At 55.3% G+C, this 19465-nt stretch carries 16 protein-coding genes and 1 tRNA gene; 13 read left to right on the forward strand and 4 right to left on the reverse strand.

All coding sequences use genetic code 11. From position 1 onward, the window contains the following. The first annotated feature begins 502 nt into the window (after nucleotides 1-502). The 7 genes from VFA76_02155 (at nucleotide 503) to VFA76_02185 (ending at nucleotide 8839) form a co-directional block, all read left to right on the forward strand. Nucleotides 503-2239, forward strand: coding sequence for a HAMP domain-containing methyl-accepting chemotaxis protein (locus tag VFA76_02155; protein HZR30643.1), 1737 nt, complete (start codon nucleotides 503-505; stop codon nucleotides 2237-2239). A 61-nt stretch (nucleotides 2240-2300) separates the two neighbouring features. Next, the gene (locus tag VFA76_02160; protein HZR30644.1) at nucleotides 2301-2834 is read left to right on the forward strand and encodes a chemotaxis protein CheW; all 534 of its coding nucleotides are present in this window, start codon (nucleotides 2301-2303) and stop codon (nucleotides 2832-2834) included. Between the two features lie 18 nt (nucleotides 2835-2852). Continuing rightward, nucleotides 2853-4709 (forward strand): chemotaxis protein CheA, encoded by a 1857-nt coding sequence (locus VFA76_02165; protein HZR30645.1) that lies wholly within the window; start codon nucleotides 2853-2855, stop codon nucleotides 4707-4709. A gap of 140 nt (nucleotides 4710-4849) precedes the next feature. Continuing rightward, nucleotides 4850-5590: a protein-glutamate O-methyltransferase CheR gene (locus tag VFA76_02170; protein ID HZR30646.1), complete on the forward strand. Its 741-nt coding sequence runs from the start codon at nucleotides 4850-4852 to the stop codon at nucleotides 5588-5590. Beyond that, the gene (locus VFA76_02175; protein HZR30647.1) at nucleotides 5590-6486 is read left to right on the forward strand and encodes an HDOD domain-containing protein; all 897 of its coding nucleotides are present in this window, start codon (nucleotides 5590-5592) and stop codon (nucleotides 6484-6486) included. Before VFA76_02170 ends, VFA76_02175 begins: the two co-directional genes overlap by 1 nt. Further along, nucleotides 6487-7617 (forward strand): chemotaxis response regulator protein-glutamate methylesterase, encoded by a 1131-nt coding sequence (locus VFA76_02180; GenBank protein HZR30648.1) that lies wholly within the window; start codon nucleotides 6487-6489, stop codon nucleotides 7615-7617. 376 nt (nucleotides 7618-7993) lie between these two features. Further along, entirely contained in the window at nucleotides 7994-8839 is an 846-nt protein-coding gene (locus VFA76_02185; protein ID HZR30649.1) for a hypothetical protein, read from the forward strand. Nucleotides 8840-8950: 111 nt separating this feature from the next. Here the strand turns inward: VFA76_02185 and VFA76_02190 are convergent, their stop codons facing one another. Together VFA76_02190 and VFA76_02195 are read right to left on the reverse strand one after the other, a co-directional pair. Continuing rightward, a complete protein-coding gene (locus VFA76_02190) occupies nucleotides 8951-9460 on the reverse strand; it encodes a DUF4411 family protein (GenBank protein HZR30650.1) in 510 nt (169 codons plus the stop codon). Then, nucleotides 9457-10635, reverse strand: coding sequence for an XRE family transcriptional regulator (locus tag VFA76_02195; GenBank protein ID HZR30651.1), 1179 nt, complete (start codon nucleotides 10633-10635; stop codon nucleotides 9457-9459). Before VFA76_02195 ends, VFA76_02190 begins: the two co-directional genes overlap by 4 nt. Before the next feature lie 211 nt (nucleotides 10636-10846). Here VFA76_02195 and VFA76_02200 point away from each other — a divergent pair. Continuing rightward, a tRNA-Leu gene (locus tag VFA76_02200) sits at nucleotides 10847-10933 on the forward strand. Between the two features lie 280 nt (nucleotides 10934-11213). After that, nucleotides 11214-12530, forward strand: a complete 1317-nt coding sequence (locus tag VFA76_02205) for an MFS transporter (protein HZR30652.1) — start codon at nucleotides 11214-11216, stop codon at nucleotides 12528-12530. A 110-nt stretch (nucleotides 12531-12640) separates the two neighbouring features. Here VFA76_02205 and VFA76_02210 read toward each other — a convergent pair whose 3' ends face one another. Both VFA76_02210 and VFA76_02215 read right to left on the reverse strand, forming a co-directional pair. After that, on the reverse strand, nucleotides 12641-13939 hold the full coding sequence (locus tag VFA76_02210) for a hypothetical protein (protein HZR30653.1): 1299 nt from the start codon (nucleotides 13937-13939) through the stop codon (nucleotides 12641-12643). Further along, nucleotides 13936-14847, reverse strand: a complete 912-nt coding sequence (locus tag VFA76_02215; GenBank protein ID HZR30654.1) for an SH3 domain-containing protein — start codon at nucleotides 14845-14847, stop codon at nucleotides 13936-13938. The genes VFA76_02210 and VFA76_02215 overlap by 4 nt, the downstream gene beginning before the upstream one ends. Before the next feature lie 786 nt (nucleotides 14848-15633). Here VFA76_02215 and VFA76_02220 point away from each other — a divergent pair. From VFA76_02220 to VFA76_02235, 4 genes are all read left to right on the forward strand, one after another. Then, nucleotides 15634-16257: a helix-turn-helix domain-containing protein gene (locus VFA76_02220; GenBank protein HZR30655.1), complete on the forward strand. Its 624-nt coding sequence runs from the start codon at nucleotides 15634-15636 to the stop codon at nucleotides 16255-16257. A 148-nt stretch (nucleotides 16258-16405) separates the two neighbouring features. Next, complete coding sequence (locus VFA76_02225) at nucleotides 16406-17737, forward strand: hypothetical protein (GenBank protein ID HZR30656.1); 1332 nt, start codon at nucleotides 16406-16408, stop codon at nucleotides 17735-17737. Nucleotides 17738-17747: 10 nt separating this feature from the next. Next, nucleotides 17748-18623: a cytochrome c gene (locus tag VFA76_02230; protein ID HZR30657.1), complete on the forward strand. Its 876-nt coding sequence runs from the start codon at nucleotides 17748-17750 to the stop codon at nucleotides 18621-18623. 19 nt (nucleotides 18624-18642) lie between these two features. Then, nucleotides 18643-19389 (forward strand): carboxypeptidase regulatory-like domain-containing protein, encoded by a 747-nt coding sequence (locus VFA76_02235; GenBank protein ID HZR30658.1) that lies wholly within the window; start codon nucleotides 18643-18645, stop codon nucleotides 19387-19389. The last annotated feature ends 76 nt before the right edge of the window (nucleotides 19390-19465 follow it).

The raw sequence follows: 19465 nt of genomic DNA on the forward strand, positions 1-19465 counted from the left end.
GGACAAGTCATGCACGCCTTAAGACGTACCAGAGTGAACTGCGTTCCCAGAATGAATAGATTGCCTAAAACCGATTACAGTCTCTCGCGTTACGTGCCGATGAATTGATGTGGCCGGATTCAACCGCCGATGGACCCCGGACCGAACCGAGGTCTGCTCCGGATTTCTCCCCTCTGATAAGCGACCGGCGTGGAGACCTGGGTAACATGCACTTGAACCCACTTGTGTTGATCCTCGGATCGGCTCTGCTTGAGATAACAACCTTGCAAGCACAACCAGCGCTGGGACAGGAAAACATTGCTCCTGAAAGCTGCTATAGCACGACGACAGTTTCAGTTCCCAGCCGCCCCACGAGACCGCATCCGAAACGGTTTTTGGAGGCTCCAGGAGTGAGTAAAACGTTACAGACACGATTGGGACACTAAGGGATTGCGAGTCGTTTGATCAGGGTGGGGTTCTAGACTCGCCAGTCGATGAATCATTTAAGCGAGGTCGCTAAACCATGCGTTTCACCATTGGCAAGAAGCTGGGCATTGGATTCGGCGTCCTAATCAGCTTAAGCGTAATTGCTTCAACGGTTGGCGTGCTGCAGATTCGGAAAATCATCCAACAAGAGAACAAATTCACCTCGCTGCGGTATGTGACCGTGGTCCACGCGGGAAGCGTATCTGAAAACGTTCGGGAGGTTGCAAGCGCCCTGACGAACTACGTATTCCTGGGCTCAGATCCGGCACAGGCTGTGAAATACAAACGGAAGCGCGAAGAGGCCCTGGCTGATCTGGACAAGGATCTGGCTGCGCTCCAAGAGCTCTCCAAGCAGTTCACGACCCAGGAGAACAAGGACCGAGTCTCACAAATTGTCTCTGAAGTTGACCGCTGGAGGCGGCTGCAGCAACAAATCCAAGATAATGCGCTAGCCGGCGCCGAAAATAGAAAACAGGCATTACAGATGCTGCACAACGAGACGCAGCCACTGACCGACAGTCTGATCAACATTGTTACTGAATTGGACAAGAAAAACCAAGAACTTGGAAATCAGGAGGTGGCAGGACTTAGTTCCGCCGAACAATCCACTAGCACAATCTTGATCGTGAGTACCATCATCGTCCTGGTTGTGGGTTGTGTGGTGGCGGTTGCGCTGAGTCGAAGGATCGTGGTGGCGGTTCAGGCAGTGCTGCAAAAAGCAGAATCCATGGCTGCGGGCAATTTGACGGGAGAGGAACTGACTGCCCAATCGGACGATGAGGTTGGAGACCTGGTAAAAGCAATCAACAAGATGCAGCACAGCCTGACGGACATGTTGCAGCAGGTTGCGCAGACGGCGGAGCACGTGGCGAGCGCCGGCGAAGAAATCTCGGCTTCAGCCACCCAGGCGGCTACCAGCTCTGAGACCCAGCAGGACCAGGCCACACAGGTGGCGACCGCCATGCAGGAAATGTCCTCCACTGTACTGCAGGTTTCAGACAACTCAAACAAAGCAGCAGGAGCAGCCAAACAGGCGGCGGAGACTGCAAAATACGGCGGCAAAGTTGTAGACGAAACCCTCACTAAGATGCGTTCCATTGCTGAATCTGTGAGCAGTACAGGAAACAAGATGGGAGAACTCGGCAAGAGCTCGGACCAGATTGGTCACATTATTGGAGTGATTGACGACATTGCTGACCAGACCAACCTGCTGGCGCTCAATGCCGCCATCGAAGCTGCGCGTGCCGGAGAACAGGGGCGCGGCTTTGCGGTAGTGGCCGACGAAGTGCGCAAACTGGCCGAGCGCACCACCACGGCTACGAAGGAGATTGCCCAAATGATTAAGAACGTCCAGTCTGAAACCAAGGTCGCAGTGGAAGCCATGCAGACGGTGACCGGAGAGGTAGAGCACGGAGTCACCAGCACCGCTGAGGCAGGGGAAGCGCTGAAAGAAATCATTCACACCGCCGAGCAGGTGGGAGACATGATCACCCAGATCGCTACCGCCGCGACCGAGCAAGCGAGCGCCACCGAGCAAGTTAATAACAGCATGGACCAGATCGCGAAGCTGGTGAAGGAATCCACCACCGGCTCACAACAATCCGCCAAAGCGTGCCAGGACCTCTCAAATCTCGCGTTAGATCTTCAGTCGCTGGTGGGGCGCTTCCGACTGAACGGCAATGGCAAACCACACAAGTCTTCTCCGACGAAGGTGTCTTCACGCGGCTACGCTGATCAAGCGGTACATGATGAGACGGCGGAACTGGTCAAGTAGGGAGCACCGGCCTGCAGGAGAACATCTTCTAAAAACAAGCGGTCTTACTCAGGAGAGAAAAATGATTGGCAAAACGGAGGTCAAAGGGGACGGAGCTCACAACGCAGCGCGGGCCGGCAGCGAGTTGCTGCAATTGGTGAGCTTCAACGTTGGAGACGAGGAGTTCGGGCTAAATATTTTACAAGTTCAGGAAATCATCAGAATTCCGCAGTTGACGAGGGTCCCGAATTCGGCCGACTTCGTGGACGGAGTCATTAATTTGCGGGGCAAGATCATTCCGGTTGTGGCCCTGCGGAAGCGCTTTGGCATGACTGCGCAGGAAAACGACAAACAGGCGCGCATCGTGGTAGTGGAAGTGAACGGCACAGTGCTGGGGTTCATCGTCGATTCGGTTTCGCAGGTGTTGCGGATTTCGGCAGACACGGTCGAGCCGCCGCCGCGACTCAGTAAGGTTGAACGAGAGTATGTGTCAGGGGTCGGTAAGTTGGATAACCGCCTTCTCATTCTGCTCGATGTTGACCGATTGATGAATGACTCTGAGCAGAAAGTCTGCACCGAAGTTGCTATGGCGCACGCCGCCACCGCGGGAGCCTGAGATTGCCAGGAGCCGAAAGTGAGTAATGAGCTGTCACAAGATCCGACTCTGGTCCATGAGTTCCTCGTGGAATCCGAGGAGCTTTTGCAGCGCATGGATCAGGACCTGATCGCGCTGGAAGGCACGCCGAACGATGCAGAGCTGCTGAACAGAGTATTTCGCGCTTTGCACACCATTAAAGGAACCTCGAGTTTTTTAGGATACGACGCAGTAGTGCGACTGAGTCATCGAGCTGAAGATGTGCTGAACGGGTTGCGGCGGGCAGAATGCCTGCTGTCGCGACGCACCATGGACGCTCTGCTTCAGGCCCGTGATCAGCTTGGCAAGATGTTGGAGGACATTCGCGAAGGCACGCCTCACGAATACTCAATTGAATCCCTCCTGAAGGAGCTAGAGACTGTACAAAAAGCCGAGCCAACCCCCAAAATCGGCGAACTCTTGGTAGCCAATGATGTGGTCACGGAAAAAGTGATCACCAAGGTATTGAAACAGCAGCAGAAACAACCAGAAGATGGCCGCGAAAAACTGGGTGAGCTCCTGGTACAGAAAAACCTAGCCTCGGTGGCGCAAGTAGATGAAGCGCTGGCACAACAAAAACAGCATGCGGAAGCGGCCGCAGCAGCCCAGCAAAGACCACCCGCCGAAACTACTATTTCTTCCCATTCCATGCGTGTAGACGTGCGCAAACTCGATGACCTGATCAACCTTGTCGGCGAGCTGGTTCTGGAAAGAAATCGCTTAATGCGTTTGAGCCGCGATGTGAGCGGCGAGCGGATAAGCCTGAAGGCGCTGGAAGATGGGCTCAGCCAGTGCAGCGCTCGACTGAGCTTCATTACGGAAGAGTTGCAGACCGTCGGTCTGAAGACGCGCATGGTGCCCATTGACACGGTATTCCGAAAGTTTCCGCGGTTGGTGCGTGACATCGCTCACAACCTGGGTAAAGAGATCGAGCTGGAGATGCGGGGACAGGAAACCGAGTTAGATAAAACTATGGTGGAGCTCATCGGTGATCCGCTAGTGCACCTGGTGCGCAATTCCCTGGACCATGGTCTGGAAACGCCGGAGCGACGGGAAATGGCGGGAAAGCCGCGTTGCGGCACTATCCGGCTGGAAGCACGTCAGGAAGGCGAGCAGATCGTCATCAGTATCTCCGACGACGGAGGGGGAATAGACCCTGAGCGTATCGCCAGCAAGGCGGTGGAAAAGGGATTGGTGACCCAGGAGCGTGTGCGGCAAATGGACCGCCGTGAGATTCTGGAATTCATTTTTCTTCCCGGATTCAGCACCGTGGAGAAGGCTGGTGACCTCAGCGGTCGTGGGGTCGGCATGGATGTGGTACGCACCAACTTGAGGAAGTTGAATGGGAGTGCTGAGCTTGAAAGCGAGGTTGGACGCGGCACAACGGTCCTGCTGAAGCTGCCACTTACATTGGCCATTCTCCCAGTACTGCTGGTTCAAGTGGCGGATGAGATCTATGCGCTGCCATTGCGCTCGGTGTTAGAGACGGCGCGGATCAGCTCAGACGAAATCCATCATATAGAAGGTTGCGAAGTCTTGCGGCTGCGTCAAGAGACGTTGCCGTTAGTCCGCTTGCGTAATCTTTTTGAACTTCCTCAGGACACACCGAGTAATGGAGTGCAGCGAGTGGTGATACTGCGCGTAGGAGAACGCAAGCTTGCATTGCTGGTAGATGAACTTGTGGGTCAAGAGTCCACGGTGATCAAGCCTCTGGGGACCTATTTGCGTCATTGTTCTAGCCTGACGGGAGCCACGATAAGCGGAGACGGACGAGTGCGGCTGGTGCTGGACCCAAGCAGCCTGGCCGTATCGGCGCGTTCTTCCATGGTCGGAACACAGCACGGGCCCCGGCCATGAATGCGCCCAATTCCGCTACCCAACCGGGCGTTGCCCCCGGACCCCTCCTGTATAAAATCCGCGACCTGATTTATGAGGCGGCCGGAATCTTCCAACCAGACCACAAACTTCGCTTGTTGGAAGGGGCATGTGCGAAACGGATGAGCGACAAACGGGTCACGAACATACGCAGTTATTACGAAATGCTCACCATGAACAAGGAGAGCGCATCCGAAATGTGCCTGCTGCTCAACGAAATCACCATCGGGGAGACATGTTTTTTCCGGAACCAGCCGCAACTCGACGCACTGCGTCACCTGGTCCTGCCGGCAATCCTTGAACGGAGGGCCAGGCAAAGTTTACGTCACCTGCGGCTCTGGAGCGCAGGTTGCTCCACGGGTGAAGAGCCGTACACGCTGGCCATCCTCCTGCTGGAGGAGAGTGAAGGTTTACTGAAGAACTGTACCTTCGAGATTTGTGCCACCGATTTAAACGATCGTTCTCTGGAGCACGCCCGGCAAGCTGTATATGGGGATTATGCTACCCGTAACCTGACCCCGCGACTGCGCGACAAATACTTCATCGCTACCGGCGACAAATTAAAAGTTAAAGATGCGGTGAAAGACAAAATAAAGTTGTCGCGGTTGAACCTGCTGGATGACAGCAAGATGGTGTTCATGAAAGGAATGGACGTCATTTTCTGCTGCAACGTACTGATTTATTTCGATACCCGATCGAAGAAGCGCGTTTATATGCATTTTTATAACAATCTCCAAGCCGATGGTTACTTGTTTCTGGGGCACTCCGAGTCGATGTTTGGCGTGAGCGACGACTTCCGCCTGGTGCACATGCCATCCACCACCGGATATGTGAAGGCGGAGCGCAAGAAAGCAGGTAAGTGATGCTCATGGAGACCAAGGAAGGACTACGGCAGAAGATTGCATCGTTGCAGGTAATACCCAGCATTCCTGCCGTGGTTCTCCCCTTATTGCACTACCTGGACAAGCCGATTGATCAGCAAGACGTACATTGGGTGGCGCAGTTGATCGGGCAGGACAAGTCCCTTTCTGCGCAAGCGTTGCATATGGCCAACTCAGCCCTGTTTGGGGGGCGACAAAAAATCGACAGCATTCAGGGAGCGGTGATGGCGCTGGGACTTCAACGGATGCGCGATATAACAGTCTCCTGCTGCATGTTTAACATTCTGCCGGCAAGGCCCGGGCAGACTCTGGATCCTGTTGTATTTTGGGAACATTCTTTGGGCTGCGCACTGGTAAGCCGACGTTTGGCGCGGAAGATCGGCTTTGTCGATCCGGAGAAGGCCTACCTTTCCGGCCTGCTGCATGATCTGGGCGTAGTCGCAACTCTGTGGGTTGCTCCCGAGCAGTTTAAGCAAGCTTACGAATTGGCGCGTTCGCAAGAAATTCCGCTTCACGAAGCGGAAAGGAGCGTGCTCGGGATTACGCACAGCGAGAGCGGAGCCCTTCTAGGGGAACGCTGGGGGCTTGGCGCGGAAATCAATGAGGTCCTTGCGCATCACCATCATCCCGAAAACGCTACCCAGTATCAAGCAGAGGTAGCAATTGTAAGTCTCAGCGATTTGCTTTGCCGGATGTGCGAACTGGGATACGGATTTCCGGAGAGCAGAATGGTGCAACTGACCCAAGAAAGTGGTTTCAAGGTTCTGGAGCAGCACTTACCTTCCATTCGCAGCCTGGATTGGGCGCGTCTCACGTTTGAGCTGGACGGATACATGGATGAAGTCAAGAGACTCGTTACGGCGTTCTACCGAGGTTGAATGGCTCCCGATAACCAACTGCATCGTCCGGTTCGAGTGCTGGTGGCAGACGACAGCGGGTTCATGCGCACCGCGATCAAGCGCATGATCGAGTCTGACCCGCAGCTGCAGGTCATGGACGTGGCTAAAGACGGGATGGAGGCGCTGGAAAAAATCCATACTTTGCATCCTGATGTGGTCACACTGGACATCGAAATGCCACGCCTCAATGGTTTGGAAACACTAAAGCAAATCATGCAGACCGAGCCCTGCCAAGTGATCATGATCAGTTCATTGACCCAGGAAGGCGCCGAAACCACTTTCGAATGCCTGGCGGAAGGAGCGTTTGATTACATTCCCAAGCAGCTTTCTTATGTCTCACTGGACATCGTCAAAATTCGCGAAGATCTGGTGGCGAAGATCAAGGCAGCAGCAGGAGAAAAGCGCAGGTTCCGGCCGGCGAGAGCAGCGGCGGCTACTCCCGCGGCGACCGAGGTGCACAGCCGTAGTGTGGCATCGCACGCTACGATGGCCGCGCCACCAAGCCGCCTGACCGCGCACGTGACCCCGGCGGTGATAGCCATCGGTACGTCCACGGGCGGGCCGAAAGCGTTGCAGGAAATCCTGCCACTCCTGCCGGATGATCTCTCAGTAGGAGTGGTCATCGTGCAGCACATGCCGGTGGGTTTTACTGGCCCATTCGCGCGGCGTCTGGATTCCATGTGCAAAATTAAAGTACGGGAGGCGCAGGAAGACGAGCTGATTTCACCGGCGACGGTCCTCATTGGACCTGCCGGCTGGCACCTGACGGTAAAGCGACGCGGCACCTCCCCAGCCAGTGTTCACTTGAGCAAGTTACCGGCAGATAAGCTTCATATCCCATCGGTGGATGTGATGATGCTTTCGGTGGCGGAAGTTTTTGGAGGATCAGCCATGGGGGTGATTCTCACCGGTATGGGCGATGACGGGAAACAAGGAATGGCGGCCATTTACAAAGCAGGCGGTTTGACGGTGGGGCAAGATGAAGCCTCGTGCGCGGTGTACGGGATGCCACGCTCGTGTGCCGAACAAGGCAGCCTGCGCCGGGTGGTGCCGCTGATGCGCGTTCCCGACGAAATCCTGACGGCAACGGGATATGTTCGCAAGAACTAGGAGAATGCGCAGTATGTCAGAAATAATTTTGGTGTGAGCGGAACATGCGCTTCTTGTGAGCGGAACATCCGCGAAGGGTTATAAGTAGCAGCAATGCGCTGTTTGGGATGTTCGTCAACCGGTTTGCAAGCATAATCAAGCTAAACTAGACTGGATTTGCGAGTTGCCTTCCATCAGCCGGGATGGCGGAACTGGCAGACGCAGCGGACTCAAAAGGCACAGAGGGTTTAACTAAACTAACTCTGTGCCTTTGTTTTATTGCGTTTGCGAAATCTGAGCACCCTGATTTAGCAAGGTTTGGTAAGGGTCCGCAGGAGTGCGTTGGGCACAATTTGGGGACAATCTCGGGTACAAGAGACTCTTTCGAGGACACACGATGCGAATTCAGGCCTGCGCTTTTTGTGGTCGAGCGGGCGAGAGGTCAAAGGAAGATGCTATACCCCGCTGGCTGCAAAAAATGTTAAATATATCGCATGGACAGCTGGAAACTCTAAGGTACAAAATTGAGCGCGAGCCGATGATTAAGTTGCGGAGACTGGCCCATCGTAGTCTCCAGGTTCGGTCGTTGCTCGCTGGCAGAATTTGCCGCGCCTGCAATACTGGCTGGATGAGTCGTCTGGAAAATGAGGCGAAGCCACTACTCTGTCGGCTTCTTATCAGCGAGTCCCCTTATTGTCTCACCGGCGTCGAAAAGGCCATTCTGGCTCGCTGGGCTGTCAAAACCGCCTTTGTGCTGGACATAATGGCCATCGAGCGACATATCGTACCTCCCGAGCATTTCCGCGAATTCTACGAAGATCAAAATAGGCTTGCCGACCATCTCATCGTTTTAGCGGGCGATCATCTGCCGTCGAAGAACTTCGGTTGGATCGCCCGCGCCGGTTGGCAGTTAATTGGCCCACAGGCCGAGGTTGAATCGAACATTCCGCGTGTACGAGGTTCGCAGCACAAAACCGTCATGCAGCTCGGTGCGTTACTACTGCTAGTGGCCACATGGAGCATCGCCGATTGGATCCCGAGCCTCAATGAAATGTGGCAAGCCCCGCTATGGATCGCACAACGACATTTTTTGCACTCTTCGAGTAACGCTGTGAATGCGCAAGGGTCACGTGCGGCGATTTACTCATTTGCCAATGAGCTCATAGCCGTCGCGCCGAGCATAGCTGGTGACCCCGATCAGATTAGGGTGCCTCCGTTCGTCAGGTTTCGACTAGCCAGCTGAGGCTCCGTGTTTTTGGCCTTACTGTCCGGATCAGTGTTCCCTTTTTGCAAAAATCGATGACTTCGGGCCGCCTTCCTCGTCCTCGCTGGAAAGGAACCGTAATGATCGCCTTCACTCATCGTGAGTGATCTTCGCGTTGGTTTGCCCCGATCCTACGATCCACTTTTGCTCGCGGAAGAAGTCGAGAATCCGCAACCATCTGATCTTCAAACCATCGCAAACATCTGGAATTTTCGGAACGCCCGGCTTTCTGGATGGGATCTCCCCGGTGATGACCGTCAGCTTTCGCGCACGCGCAACTGCGATCACGAAAGGATCGCCAATGGACCTGCCCTTTTTTGTGTCTACGAGCCGAGGGTAGGTCGTCATGATGTGCTGCACATGTGGCTCAAGCTCTGAGTCGAACGGAACAATCATTCCCGCGTGTGCCTTCACCCACTTGTGTGCGCCATCATCCTTCTTTGAAAGTTCGTTCACCACCTCATCAGACACAAGCAGCACGCCCGCTTCGGCCGCTTCGTGCATCCGGGCCCACAAACCGGGAAACACGTCTTGCGGGTAGTTGCGGACCCACGCATCTAAAAAGGCGCTTGTATCAATACTGTAGGGCACGGTTCTCACGTACTAAATTTCGTAAAGTCGCGCTGAATGGTCGGCAGATGTTTTAGCCTCACCTGCAAGTAATCAGAGACATCGCTCGCAGTGATCCGCTCGCGACCGAAGCTTTCGATTACCAAACTTGTGAACGTCGGCCCTGCGCTCGTGATTGCCAATTCGTGCGGCGGTACAAAGCCACCCTTTTGCTTCAATTTTTGCTGGGCATAAAGTTCTTTGAACTCTGCGCTTTTCTGATCGTAGACCGCCTGTGTCGTCAGGCCGAGTCCAAGCAACCGAACCAATGCAGCCTCTCGACTCCCGCCAAATTGACGCGAAATCTGCTGCAGCTCCGCATCCGACCAGACCATTTCGGCTTTTGGGTGCGCTCTTACGACACTCGTGTTCAGCAGCGCGTCGCCTGGGAACAAAGCTGCACCGGCGACGCGATTACAGAACGCTTCAATGCGAGATGGCGCGTCCTCCTCTGACTCATGAAGATCACATACTCCGCTTTCCCTGAGCAGAATATGCGCAACCTCGTGCAGCAGAGTAAAAATCCGACCGCGAGGCGCGTCCTTGATGTTCGCGACTGCTACGGGTAGCGGCCGCTCGCCGATCGAGAACCCGCGGGCCTCCTCTGAGTCCACACCTGTCGCTTGGAACGTGAGAATGCCGGCTTCCTCAATTCGGGCGCGCCACTCGCGAAATGCCTCGTAGTCCGTAGTCCAGCGACGCTGATCTGGCAGTGTGACGCGCAGCAGCTTCCGCACGATCTCGGCCGCGCTTTCAGAATCCTGCTGAATGGAAATCGACTCGTTGATTACGGGTGGCGCTTCTTCGATCTCCTCGAACAGTTCAATTGCCCATTCACGCCGGTCGTGAGCGCGGCGAATCTCCAGCGTTAGCTCCGGGGTCTGGATTCCGCCAGCTCCCGCCTTGCGTCGGAAATCGTGCATCGCTTCAAAGCGCTTTGGCGGCTCAGGTAGGTAGAAAACAGCCAGCGGCCGTTTGTAGGCAACAGCGAGCGTTCGTAACTGCGCGAACGTGGGTTTTTGGCTCTCCTCTTGCTCACTTTCCCAGGCTTCCAAACGCTCTTTACTGACGCCTGCTTTCTTGGCGGCAGCCTCCAGGCTCAGCCCCGCAGACTCACGGGCCCAGACGAGAACGCTCACATTCGGATTAGCTTGTGCGCGGGCCATTTTGGAGACACCGCCATTCCCCGGTGCTATGCAAACGGGCGCTCGCCGATAATAATATCGGAACGCTCGGGTTATGGCGAAATTGGCAGACGCGGCGTTTTGTCAGGTCGGAGTATGGACACAATTTGGACACAGGGCTCCGGGCGCGGTGCAAGTTGCAAAAGCCAACAACGTCAATTAATGTAATCTCTCCAACGGCTTACCAGTTCGAGCCGGGATGGCGGAACTGGCAGACGCAGCGGACTCAAAATCCGCCGGGCTTCGGCCCTTGGGGGTTCAACTCCCCCTCCCGGCACCACAGATTTCAAGAGTTTAGCCACAATTCCTCGCTCTGCCAACCAGCTCCAATTCTTTTTCAGTGTGCCTAAAGTATGCCCACACTGCGTTTTGTAAATTCTGCCTGCTAATCTTCGTTGGCTAGTCACGCATCGCCTCCATGTTGAAAAGGATCACGCGGCCGGGCTGGGGAGTGGTGGACGACATAATATTTGACGAATGCCGGTACCACCTGGGTACGATAACCACTCCCGGAACAGACGGGAGGATTTACGGAAAGATTTGTGGTTGGAAGGATGGTTGTGGCAGCGAACGCGCGGCTTGAAATTCCCGCGACTCCTGTGACTACGACTTTTGCTCGCAAAGCAAAGATCTGGGCCGTGGTGCGCGTTTCCAGCGGGAATTTTTTGGAAATGTACGACTTCATGGTGTTCGGCTACTATGCGGCGGCGATTGGGAACACGTTCTTCCCGAGCGGCGTCCCATTTGTGTCGTTGATGTTGTCGCTCATGACCTTCGGCGCCGGCTTTCTGATGCGCCCCTTGGGAGCGATCGTCCTGGGAGCGTACACCGATGTGCATGGACGCCGAGCGGGACTGATGTTGACCTTGACGCTCATGTCATTCGGCATCGTCACCATTGCGTGTACGCCGGGGTATGCGACGATAGGACTGCTGGCTCCTCTGCTGATAGTACTTGGTCGTCTGCTGCAGGGGTTTTCGGCTGGTATGGAATTGGGGGGCGTCTCTGTTTACTTATCGGAGATTGCCACTCCCGGACACAAAGGTTTTTACGTAAGCTGGCAGTCGGCCAGCCAGCAAGTGGCAGTGGTTTTCGCAGCTTTGCTCGGCGTAGGGCTCACTTCTATATTGCCGCCACCAAAAATGACAGCCTGGGGATGGCGTATCCCTTTGCTCCTGGGCTGCGCGATCATTCCCCTGCTTTTCGTTCTCCGGCGGTCGCTCCCCGAAACTGACGAATTCAGTGCCCGCAAACATAGACCGAACGTTGCAGAAATCCTTCGTGCGCTCACCGCCAACTGGAGCATCGTGGTCATCGGGATGATGCTGGTGACTATGACGACGGTCTCGTTTTACATGATCACCGCCTACACGCCAACCTTCGCGAACTCGGTACTTCATCTCGCCTCGCTTGACGGTCTGATAGTTACTTTGTGTGTAGGGGCTTCGAATTTGTTTTGGCTGCCGGTGATGGGCTCTCTGTCTGACCGCATTGGACGACGGCCGTTACTCCTCGCTTGCACGTTGCTGATGCTGCTGACGGCGTATCCAGCCATGTTGTGGCTGATCCGCGAACCCTCTTTCTCCAGACTGCTCATCGTAGAACTCTGGCTGTCGTTTCTGTTCGGCAGCTACAACGGCGCGATGGTTGTTTTTTTGACGGAGATCATGCCTGTGAGCGTGCGGACCTCTGGCTTCGCCCTCGCCTATAGTTTGGCAACTGCCATCTTCGGGGGATTCACCCCAGCCATCAGCACCTATTTGATTCACCTCACCGGGAATCGGGCGGTGCCGGGATTGTGGCTCTCCGCGGCAGCAACTTGCAGTTTGCTGGCGGCACTAATGAGCAAACCGGATTCTCAATTACGACCAACATAAAGGTGCCGATGAGGGCGCGTGCGTGGCCTGAGCAAGTGTCAGCCGTCACTTAGCAGGCAGAGGGCGGTGAAGGGATCTTAGTTATGTCTTTTCGCGAGGGATATTCAGATTCACTGCTTGAAGGCATCGGCTGGGTCCAGCCAGCAGTGTTTCCAGAAGGCCTGGTCGGTTAGATGTCCGGCTTGCCATTGCTGGAGACTGGACAAAGTGGCGGCTGCCATGCCGCCATCCTGGGAATCGAAAACAATCACAACCCCAGCCAAATCCGATGCAGCCTGGGACAATTCCGGGAACGCCTTCTTGAACATAGATTTCGCGTATGTAAGCCTGCCGCTTTGGGCCGAGCTATCACTGGCGGCCGACGGCTGCACCCAGATCATTTTCACCTTTTTCCCGCGAAGCGGCTCCCAATTTCCGGGAAAGGTTGAGGTTTCCTCGCGAGTTTGTCGGAAAAGCGGTGGGGTTGAGTTTTCGAAATCGGAAACGCTTGCCGCGTTGCTGGCGGTCGAGCCCGGCAAGTCGAGTTCTGAGCTCAGGACCCAACCTCTGGAAATGCCTGAAATCTGCACGTGTACCCAAGGACCGAGGGTGTCCAGAATCTGAAACTCGTCCTCGGCATCAGCAAGAAGGATGACTTGTGCTCCCGGCTCGGGGCGAGACAAAACCGAAGTGCGCGGAGCTTTGACTACGGCGAGATTATCGGGGCGCGCCTGGTTGTCCAGAATTTCCTGCAGGCTCTTGGCGTGTTCTCGGAGCTGCTGAATGAGTTTTTCATCGGCAATGCTGGTGGTGGGCTCGCGCCTGGGCAGTGAAGGGGTAATCGCTCGGGTAAAGACCGAACCGTTGGGCAATGGACTGGCAGAACCGGCTGCTGATGGCGAGCTCGTCATCGCGGAGGACGAAACCGGAAACTTCTTTTTGTAAGCTTCGCCCTCAGTCGAAGCGGGCTGGTGTCGGTCACTTGGAGCAGCGCTCTGCGGCTTCAATGCTTCGTCGAGCCGATCAAACAAGTCAGATTCGAGGCGTCCGTTCGATTGCAGTACCTGATAGCCCGGGGCTGCCGGCTTGTCACCGATGTACCAGACTGTGATCCTGGCAATCGCGCGTACGCGGGTTTCGTTGGGACCAATCGGGATGACCTGGAGCGAGTACTGGTAATAGCCGCGCTGATATTGATCCAGGGAGTGTTCCGCCGAAAGCACAAAGCCATCCAAGATCGGCAGCTTTCCCCCGGAGTAGGCTTTGAGTTCACGCAGCGACTGCTCTACCTCAATCTTGGAGGCATGGTAGGTTCGCTCTGCAAAACCGTTCTGGCCGACTGCCGCTCCCGGATAAAGTAAAAGCAGCAGCCAGATGTAATTCAGCAGGTAGATTCGTGCAGGATGAGTGATGGAGCACGCACGGCTCACGGGAGCGGCTCCACTTGGTTGCGATGCACCCAACCCCGGTGCCCATCTTCGGTTTCTACTCCATACCAATATGGAGTGAGAATCAGGACAATAACCTCAGCTTGAGCAGGCAGGGACTGCACTGTCGCCGCGCTTTTGAAAGGCGCAGATTTGAGTGGTGTGGCTGCAGATTTAATCCTGCGCTCCACGCGGTGGCGCAGGTCCTCGACTTTCGCTTGCAATTCTTTGATGGAAGAATCATTTGCCGCGGGACTTGTCGGGTCGGGCTCCGCGGCCATCTTCAGTGCTTGCCGTTCAGTTTCGATTTGCGCATGTTTACGTGCCAGTTCCGTGTCTGCTGCTTGTTGCTGCCTCTGCTTTGCCTGCAAGGCCTGCAAATGTTCCTTGATCGCGCCGTACTCAGCCGATTCAACCGCGCCGAGTGAGGCATGCTTGCTATGCCGCGCGTCTATGAATATCGCTTCTATGCTGAGCCTGCTTTTGGCCGGCTCAATGCTCTGAACGACGTAACGCAACGAAATGGTTCCTATATCTCCGCTGTCCTTGAAATATTTGGGAGCAATCACCCGCTCGGCGACCTTGTAGAACACTGTGCCGGGCGCCGGCGCCTCCCTGAATGCCGAGGACGAGGCAGCGGCATGAGCTCCGTATAGGGTCTTTTCTTTTTCGTATGAGTAAGTTCCGTGGATGATCTGGTCCTCAGAGACTTCCTGCACGGCTTTCGATACCTCGGCCTCCGGGGCGTCAACCTGGATCAAAAGGCCATATTCGGAATCGCCGGCGAACAGGTTCGAGGCCAGCGCGATGACCAATGACGGGAAGAGAAAATAACCGGCTAATTGCTTAAGGCGCTTCTGCTTAGGACCCATGTGCACTGGCACTGATAAACGCGTGCCGTAGGAGAGCATAGGTACTCCGGCACGGGATCGAATGTCAAGCCGTAATCCACACGATGGTGTATAAAGCTACTCCGAGAAATGGGGGGCTAAAGCCCCCCTTCTTTCTGGGCCTTTATCGTGGGCCTGAAGGCCCACGCTTCCACGGTGTTCGAGGCTTTTGGAATTTTTTCGACGAGGCTCGACCGCTTCCCACTTATTGGAGACTCTTCGGATGTTCACGTTAACCTAGGCCGCACGCCTTCTTGTAGGCACACGTTCGAAGTGGCTCCCCGCAGCTCCGAATTATTCCGGAACGTTCTGTTTCACGTTCTGCAGGATGGATCGCCCTAACGTGGAAGAGCACGGCTTTAGCCGTGCGGCTAGCAGCCAGAGATGAGGGCTTTAGCCACTGTGGACACGAAATCCGCAGGGGCTAAAGCCCCCCTTCCTTCTGGGCCTTTATCGTGGGCCTGAAGGCCCACGCTTCCACGGTGTTCGAGGCTTTTGAGATTGTTTGCGCCAAGTCTAGACCGCTTCCCACTTGTTGGAGGCTCTTCGGATGTTCAGGTTAACCTAGACCGCACGCATTCTTGTAGGCACACGTGCGAAGTGGCTCCCCGTAACTCCGAGTCATTCCGGAAACTTTTGCTTCACGTCCTGCAGGGTTGCACTAACGTGGAAGAGCACGGCTTTAGCCGTGCGGCCAGCAGCAAGGGATGAGGGCTTTAGCCCCTGTGCACTCGAAATCCGCAGTTGGGCTTGATTTCCGAGTCGGTTTCCACTATAGAGCCATGAAGCTCATTCCATCCGGGAGAGATGAGCACGATGCAGAAGACCGCTCGCAGAGTCAGGGACCGCGCAGCTCGCGAAGCGGCATTGATTGCGGCAGCGTGCAAACTTTTTGCACGGCGCGGATACGAAGTAACCACCACCCGGGAGATCGCGGCAGCAGCAGGTTGTGCAGAAGGGTTGATTCATCGCTACTTCGCCGGAAAAGCTGGGTTGCTGCTGGCCCTGATTCGCTCACGGATCTCCCACGAACTAGCCGATATGACCGTGAAACTGCAGCCGGCTGCTAGTCTTGAGAATGACGTCATGCAACTCGCCGAGTTTGAGATTGACCGTACATGGAAGGAGCGGGACTTCTTCAGGGTAATCATTCCACGCGCCATAGTGGACCCGAAACTGGGCCATGTGATCCGGACAGTAAGTGCCAGTCAGAGGGCCAAGGCGATTGCCGACCGGCTCAACAAATTCGACGAAAGCCGTGCCCTGTCGCATACAGATATGGAAGGCCTGGCTCACTTCATAGGCGTGGTGGGCTTTACTTTTGGTTTTATGCGTCCAGTGGTTCTCGGAGATGATCGTGAGCATGCTAAGCGGCTAGGCCTCAGAATCACAAAAACCCTGATTCGCGGTTTGGGACAGACCATTCGGTAGAGTCGTTTCTGCAATAAGGGCTTCCCCTCTTGACGTGGCTCCAAGGAACGTGATACCTAAGTGCGTCCGCACGCACTATCGTCGCCCGGCACTTGTGGTCGCGGGGAGCGAGCAAATTCAGGGATTTGGGTCTGCACGGGAGGATTCGATGGCCTGTTTTTCGCGGAGTCGCCTCGTTGGAATGTTGCTGTTATTTTTGTTATTTGGAGCTCTGAAGCCAGCTACAGCGATTCCCGCCTTTGCCCGCAAGTATGGCCTTCCGTGCTCTGCCTGTCACGAAGCCTGGCCCAAGCTAAACGTCTTCGGCCAGACGTTCAAGGACAACGGTTTTCAACTGATGAATGACCGGGATTCGCCCATCTGGCAGAATCCGGCCTATTGGCCGATTACGCTGCGGGTAACGCCCAACTGGCACCGCGAGCTCGTCAATAAGGTGTTGGTTGATACAGGGGCCGGGCCGAACACCGGAGTTATAAACCTGGTTGCGCATGGCTTTGACTTGTCGGGCCTGGACATCCTGACCGCAGGCACGCTTTACAACAACATTTCTTTTTTGCTGGTTCCCTCTGCCGACAACACTGGCGCCTTCCACTTCGAGTCGGCCTGGGCACGCTTCGACAACATCTTGAAAAGCCCCTGGCTGAATATCAAAGGTGGAAAGTTCGAGTTTGATAACGTGATCTCCGAGAAACGGATTCTCAATCTCTCAGGTAACGGCGGACTGTACCAGCTTTACCATTTCGTCCCTCCGAATGACAGCAACGCATTCGGACAAATGGGAGACAACCAGATTGGCTTGGAATGGATGGGTCACTCGGTCAATGACCGTACCCGGATTTCTGCGGCGCTGGTTAGCTCGAATGACGGCGAAGTTAATTTGCCGGCGCGCAACGCCTACAGCGGTTTCATAACCGGCAGCCAGGCCTTTGATACCGGCAAGTTCGGTACGCAGAGAGTGGGCGCTTATGCCTTCTTCGGGAGTGCCCCGACGTTCAGCTTGACTTCCGACGGGGTGCCGATTCCCGGCGGAGGCATCGGCAACAAGAGTTTCAACCGGGAAGGCGCGTTCGCCTTGATCTACCTAAAGAAAGTGGATTTCTCGCTGTTCTTCCAGCACGGGTCGGACGATAAATATTTCGGAACCAGTACTCCGGCCAATGCGGCGCTTCCGCCGGGCGCCCGTTCTCCCAGCTGGAATGGCGGCTTCATCGAAACTCACTACACGGTTAACCCGCAATTAGTTTTTGTGCAGCGGGACGAGTTCGTACGAATGTCGCAGCAGGCGCTCCCGGGTACTCCGTCCAGTTTTGGAAATATAGACGCTTACACATTTTCGTTCCGCTATTACCCGTTCATGTTCAGCCGGGCTGGTTTCGCATTCCATCCTGAGTACTCGCTGGTGCGGCAGCAGGGAACTTCGCCCATCGGAACGAGTCTGACCAGTAGCAGTGTGTTCATGGGATTCGACTTTGATTTCTAAGGGGCTAGCGATGCGCAAACAGTCATGGAAGTGGTCGCTGTTCCTGGGTGCAGCAGTTTTCTTTGCCTTATCCGCTGCTTCTTGGTCTCAGGTAACGGAGGAGCAAGAGAAGCAGGAGATGGGAATGCAGAGCCACATCGGCAAGCTGATGGGACACGCAAGTGCCGGTGAACCGCTCTATCGCCGTTTCTGCGTTGGCTGCCATGGCCCGATCGGAGATGGCGAAGGTGAGAACGCACAGTGGATTGACCCCAAGCCGCGTAACTTCACGTTGGGTGTTTATAAGTGCCGTTCTACTCCAACCGGAACATTGCCGCTGGATGACGACCTCTTCAACACCATCACGCGCGGAATTGTGCATTCCAACATGCCCCGTTGGCAGCCGCTGCCAGACCAGAACCGCGCCGATTTAATTGCTTACGTTAAACACTTCTCGCCCCGCTTTGTGAAGGAGAAGCCCGGGGCACCAATCCAAATTCCTCCCGAGCCAGAGGTGACTCCAGAGCGGATCAAAGCAGGACAGGCAGTGTTTAAGCGCGTAGAATGTTGGAAGTGCCACGGAGTGGAAGGTCGGGCGAATGGGCCTTCGGCCGAGACACTCACCGATGACCAGAACCGGCCGATCAAGCCTTTCAACTTCCACGACACGACACGTTTCAAGTGTGGTTCGACCGATCAGGATCTCTACAAGATCTTCATGACCGGATTGGACGGAACGCCCATGCCTTCGTTTGCGGACAATCTTAAGCCGGAGGAAGCGTGGGACCTAGTTTTTTACCTTCGCACGCTGCAGCCTATGGAAACTAAAGCAAAGGAGATCGCCAAAAAACTGGGCCTGAAGCCCGTCAATCCCAACGAACCGGCGACCCAAACAGAAAGCAAGTAGGGACCAGGAGAAACATTCCATGAAGAGCGGTTACAAGTTCGCAGTAACGTTATCGATGCTTTCCCTTCTAGCGCTCGTGATGTTGCACTCAGGACAAACGGTCAGCGCAGCAGCGGAAGGAAAGATCACCGGCACAGTGAAGTTGGAGGGGACGCCTCCCCACCAGCGTCCAATTGACATGTCGAAAGATCCGGTATGCGTGAAGGCACATGAGGGCAATCCCGCACACACCGAGACGGTTGTGGTGGGTTCTGGTGGAGGATTGGCAAACGTGGTGATTTACCTCTCGGAAGGTCTCCCTCCGGCTGTCGCCAGCCAAGTGCCGTCACAACCGGTTACCTACGACCAGAAGGGGTGCATGTATACGCCGCATGTAGCAGCGGTGGATGTGGATCAGCATATGAAGATCACCAATAGCGATCCAACCACACACAATATCCATCCCCTCCCCCAACCTGGAAGCGGAAATATCGGGTGGAACAAGTCTCAACCGCCCGGCGCTCCGCCCATCGACGCGGTTTGGAAGACGCAGGAAGTCTCCATAAATGTAAAGTGCAACATTCATCCCTGGATGCATGGCTACATGGCGGTGGTGAAGGGACCTTACGCAGTGAGTGATGACAGCGGTTCTTTCACTGTGGAAAATGTTCCGCCGGGCAGTTACACGGTAACAGCCTGGCAGGAGACGTACGGCACACAAACACAAAAAGTGACGGTGGCAGCCGGAAAGCCGGGGACTGCCAGTTTCACGTTTAAGGCGAAGTAGAACCACGCTAACGATTTGGCCGCTGCCGATGGAACGCAGCGGCCGCCCTGCAACAAGCTGGCGAATCTCCCAGGCG

It is taken from the genome of Terriglobales bacterium (assembly GCA_035651655.1).
Lineage (GTDB): Bacteria > Acidobacteriota > Terriglobia > Terriglobales > Acidobacteriaceae > DASRFG01.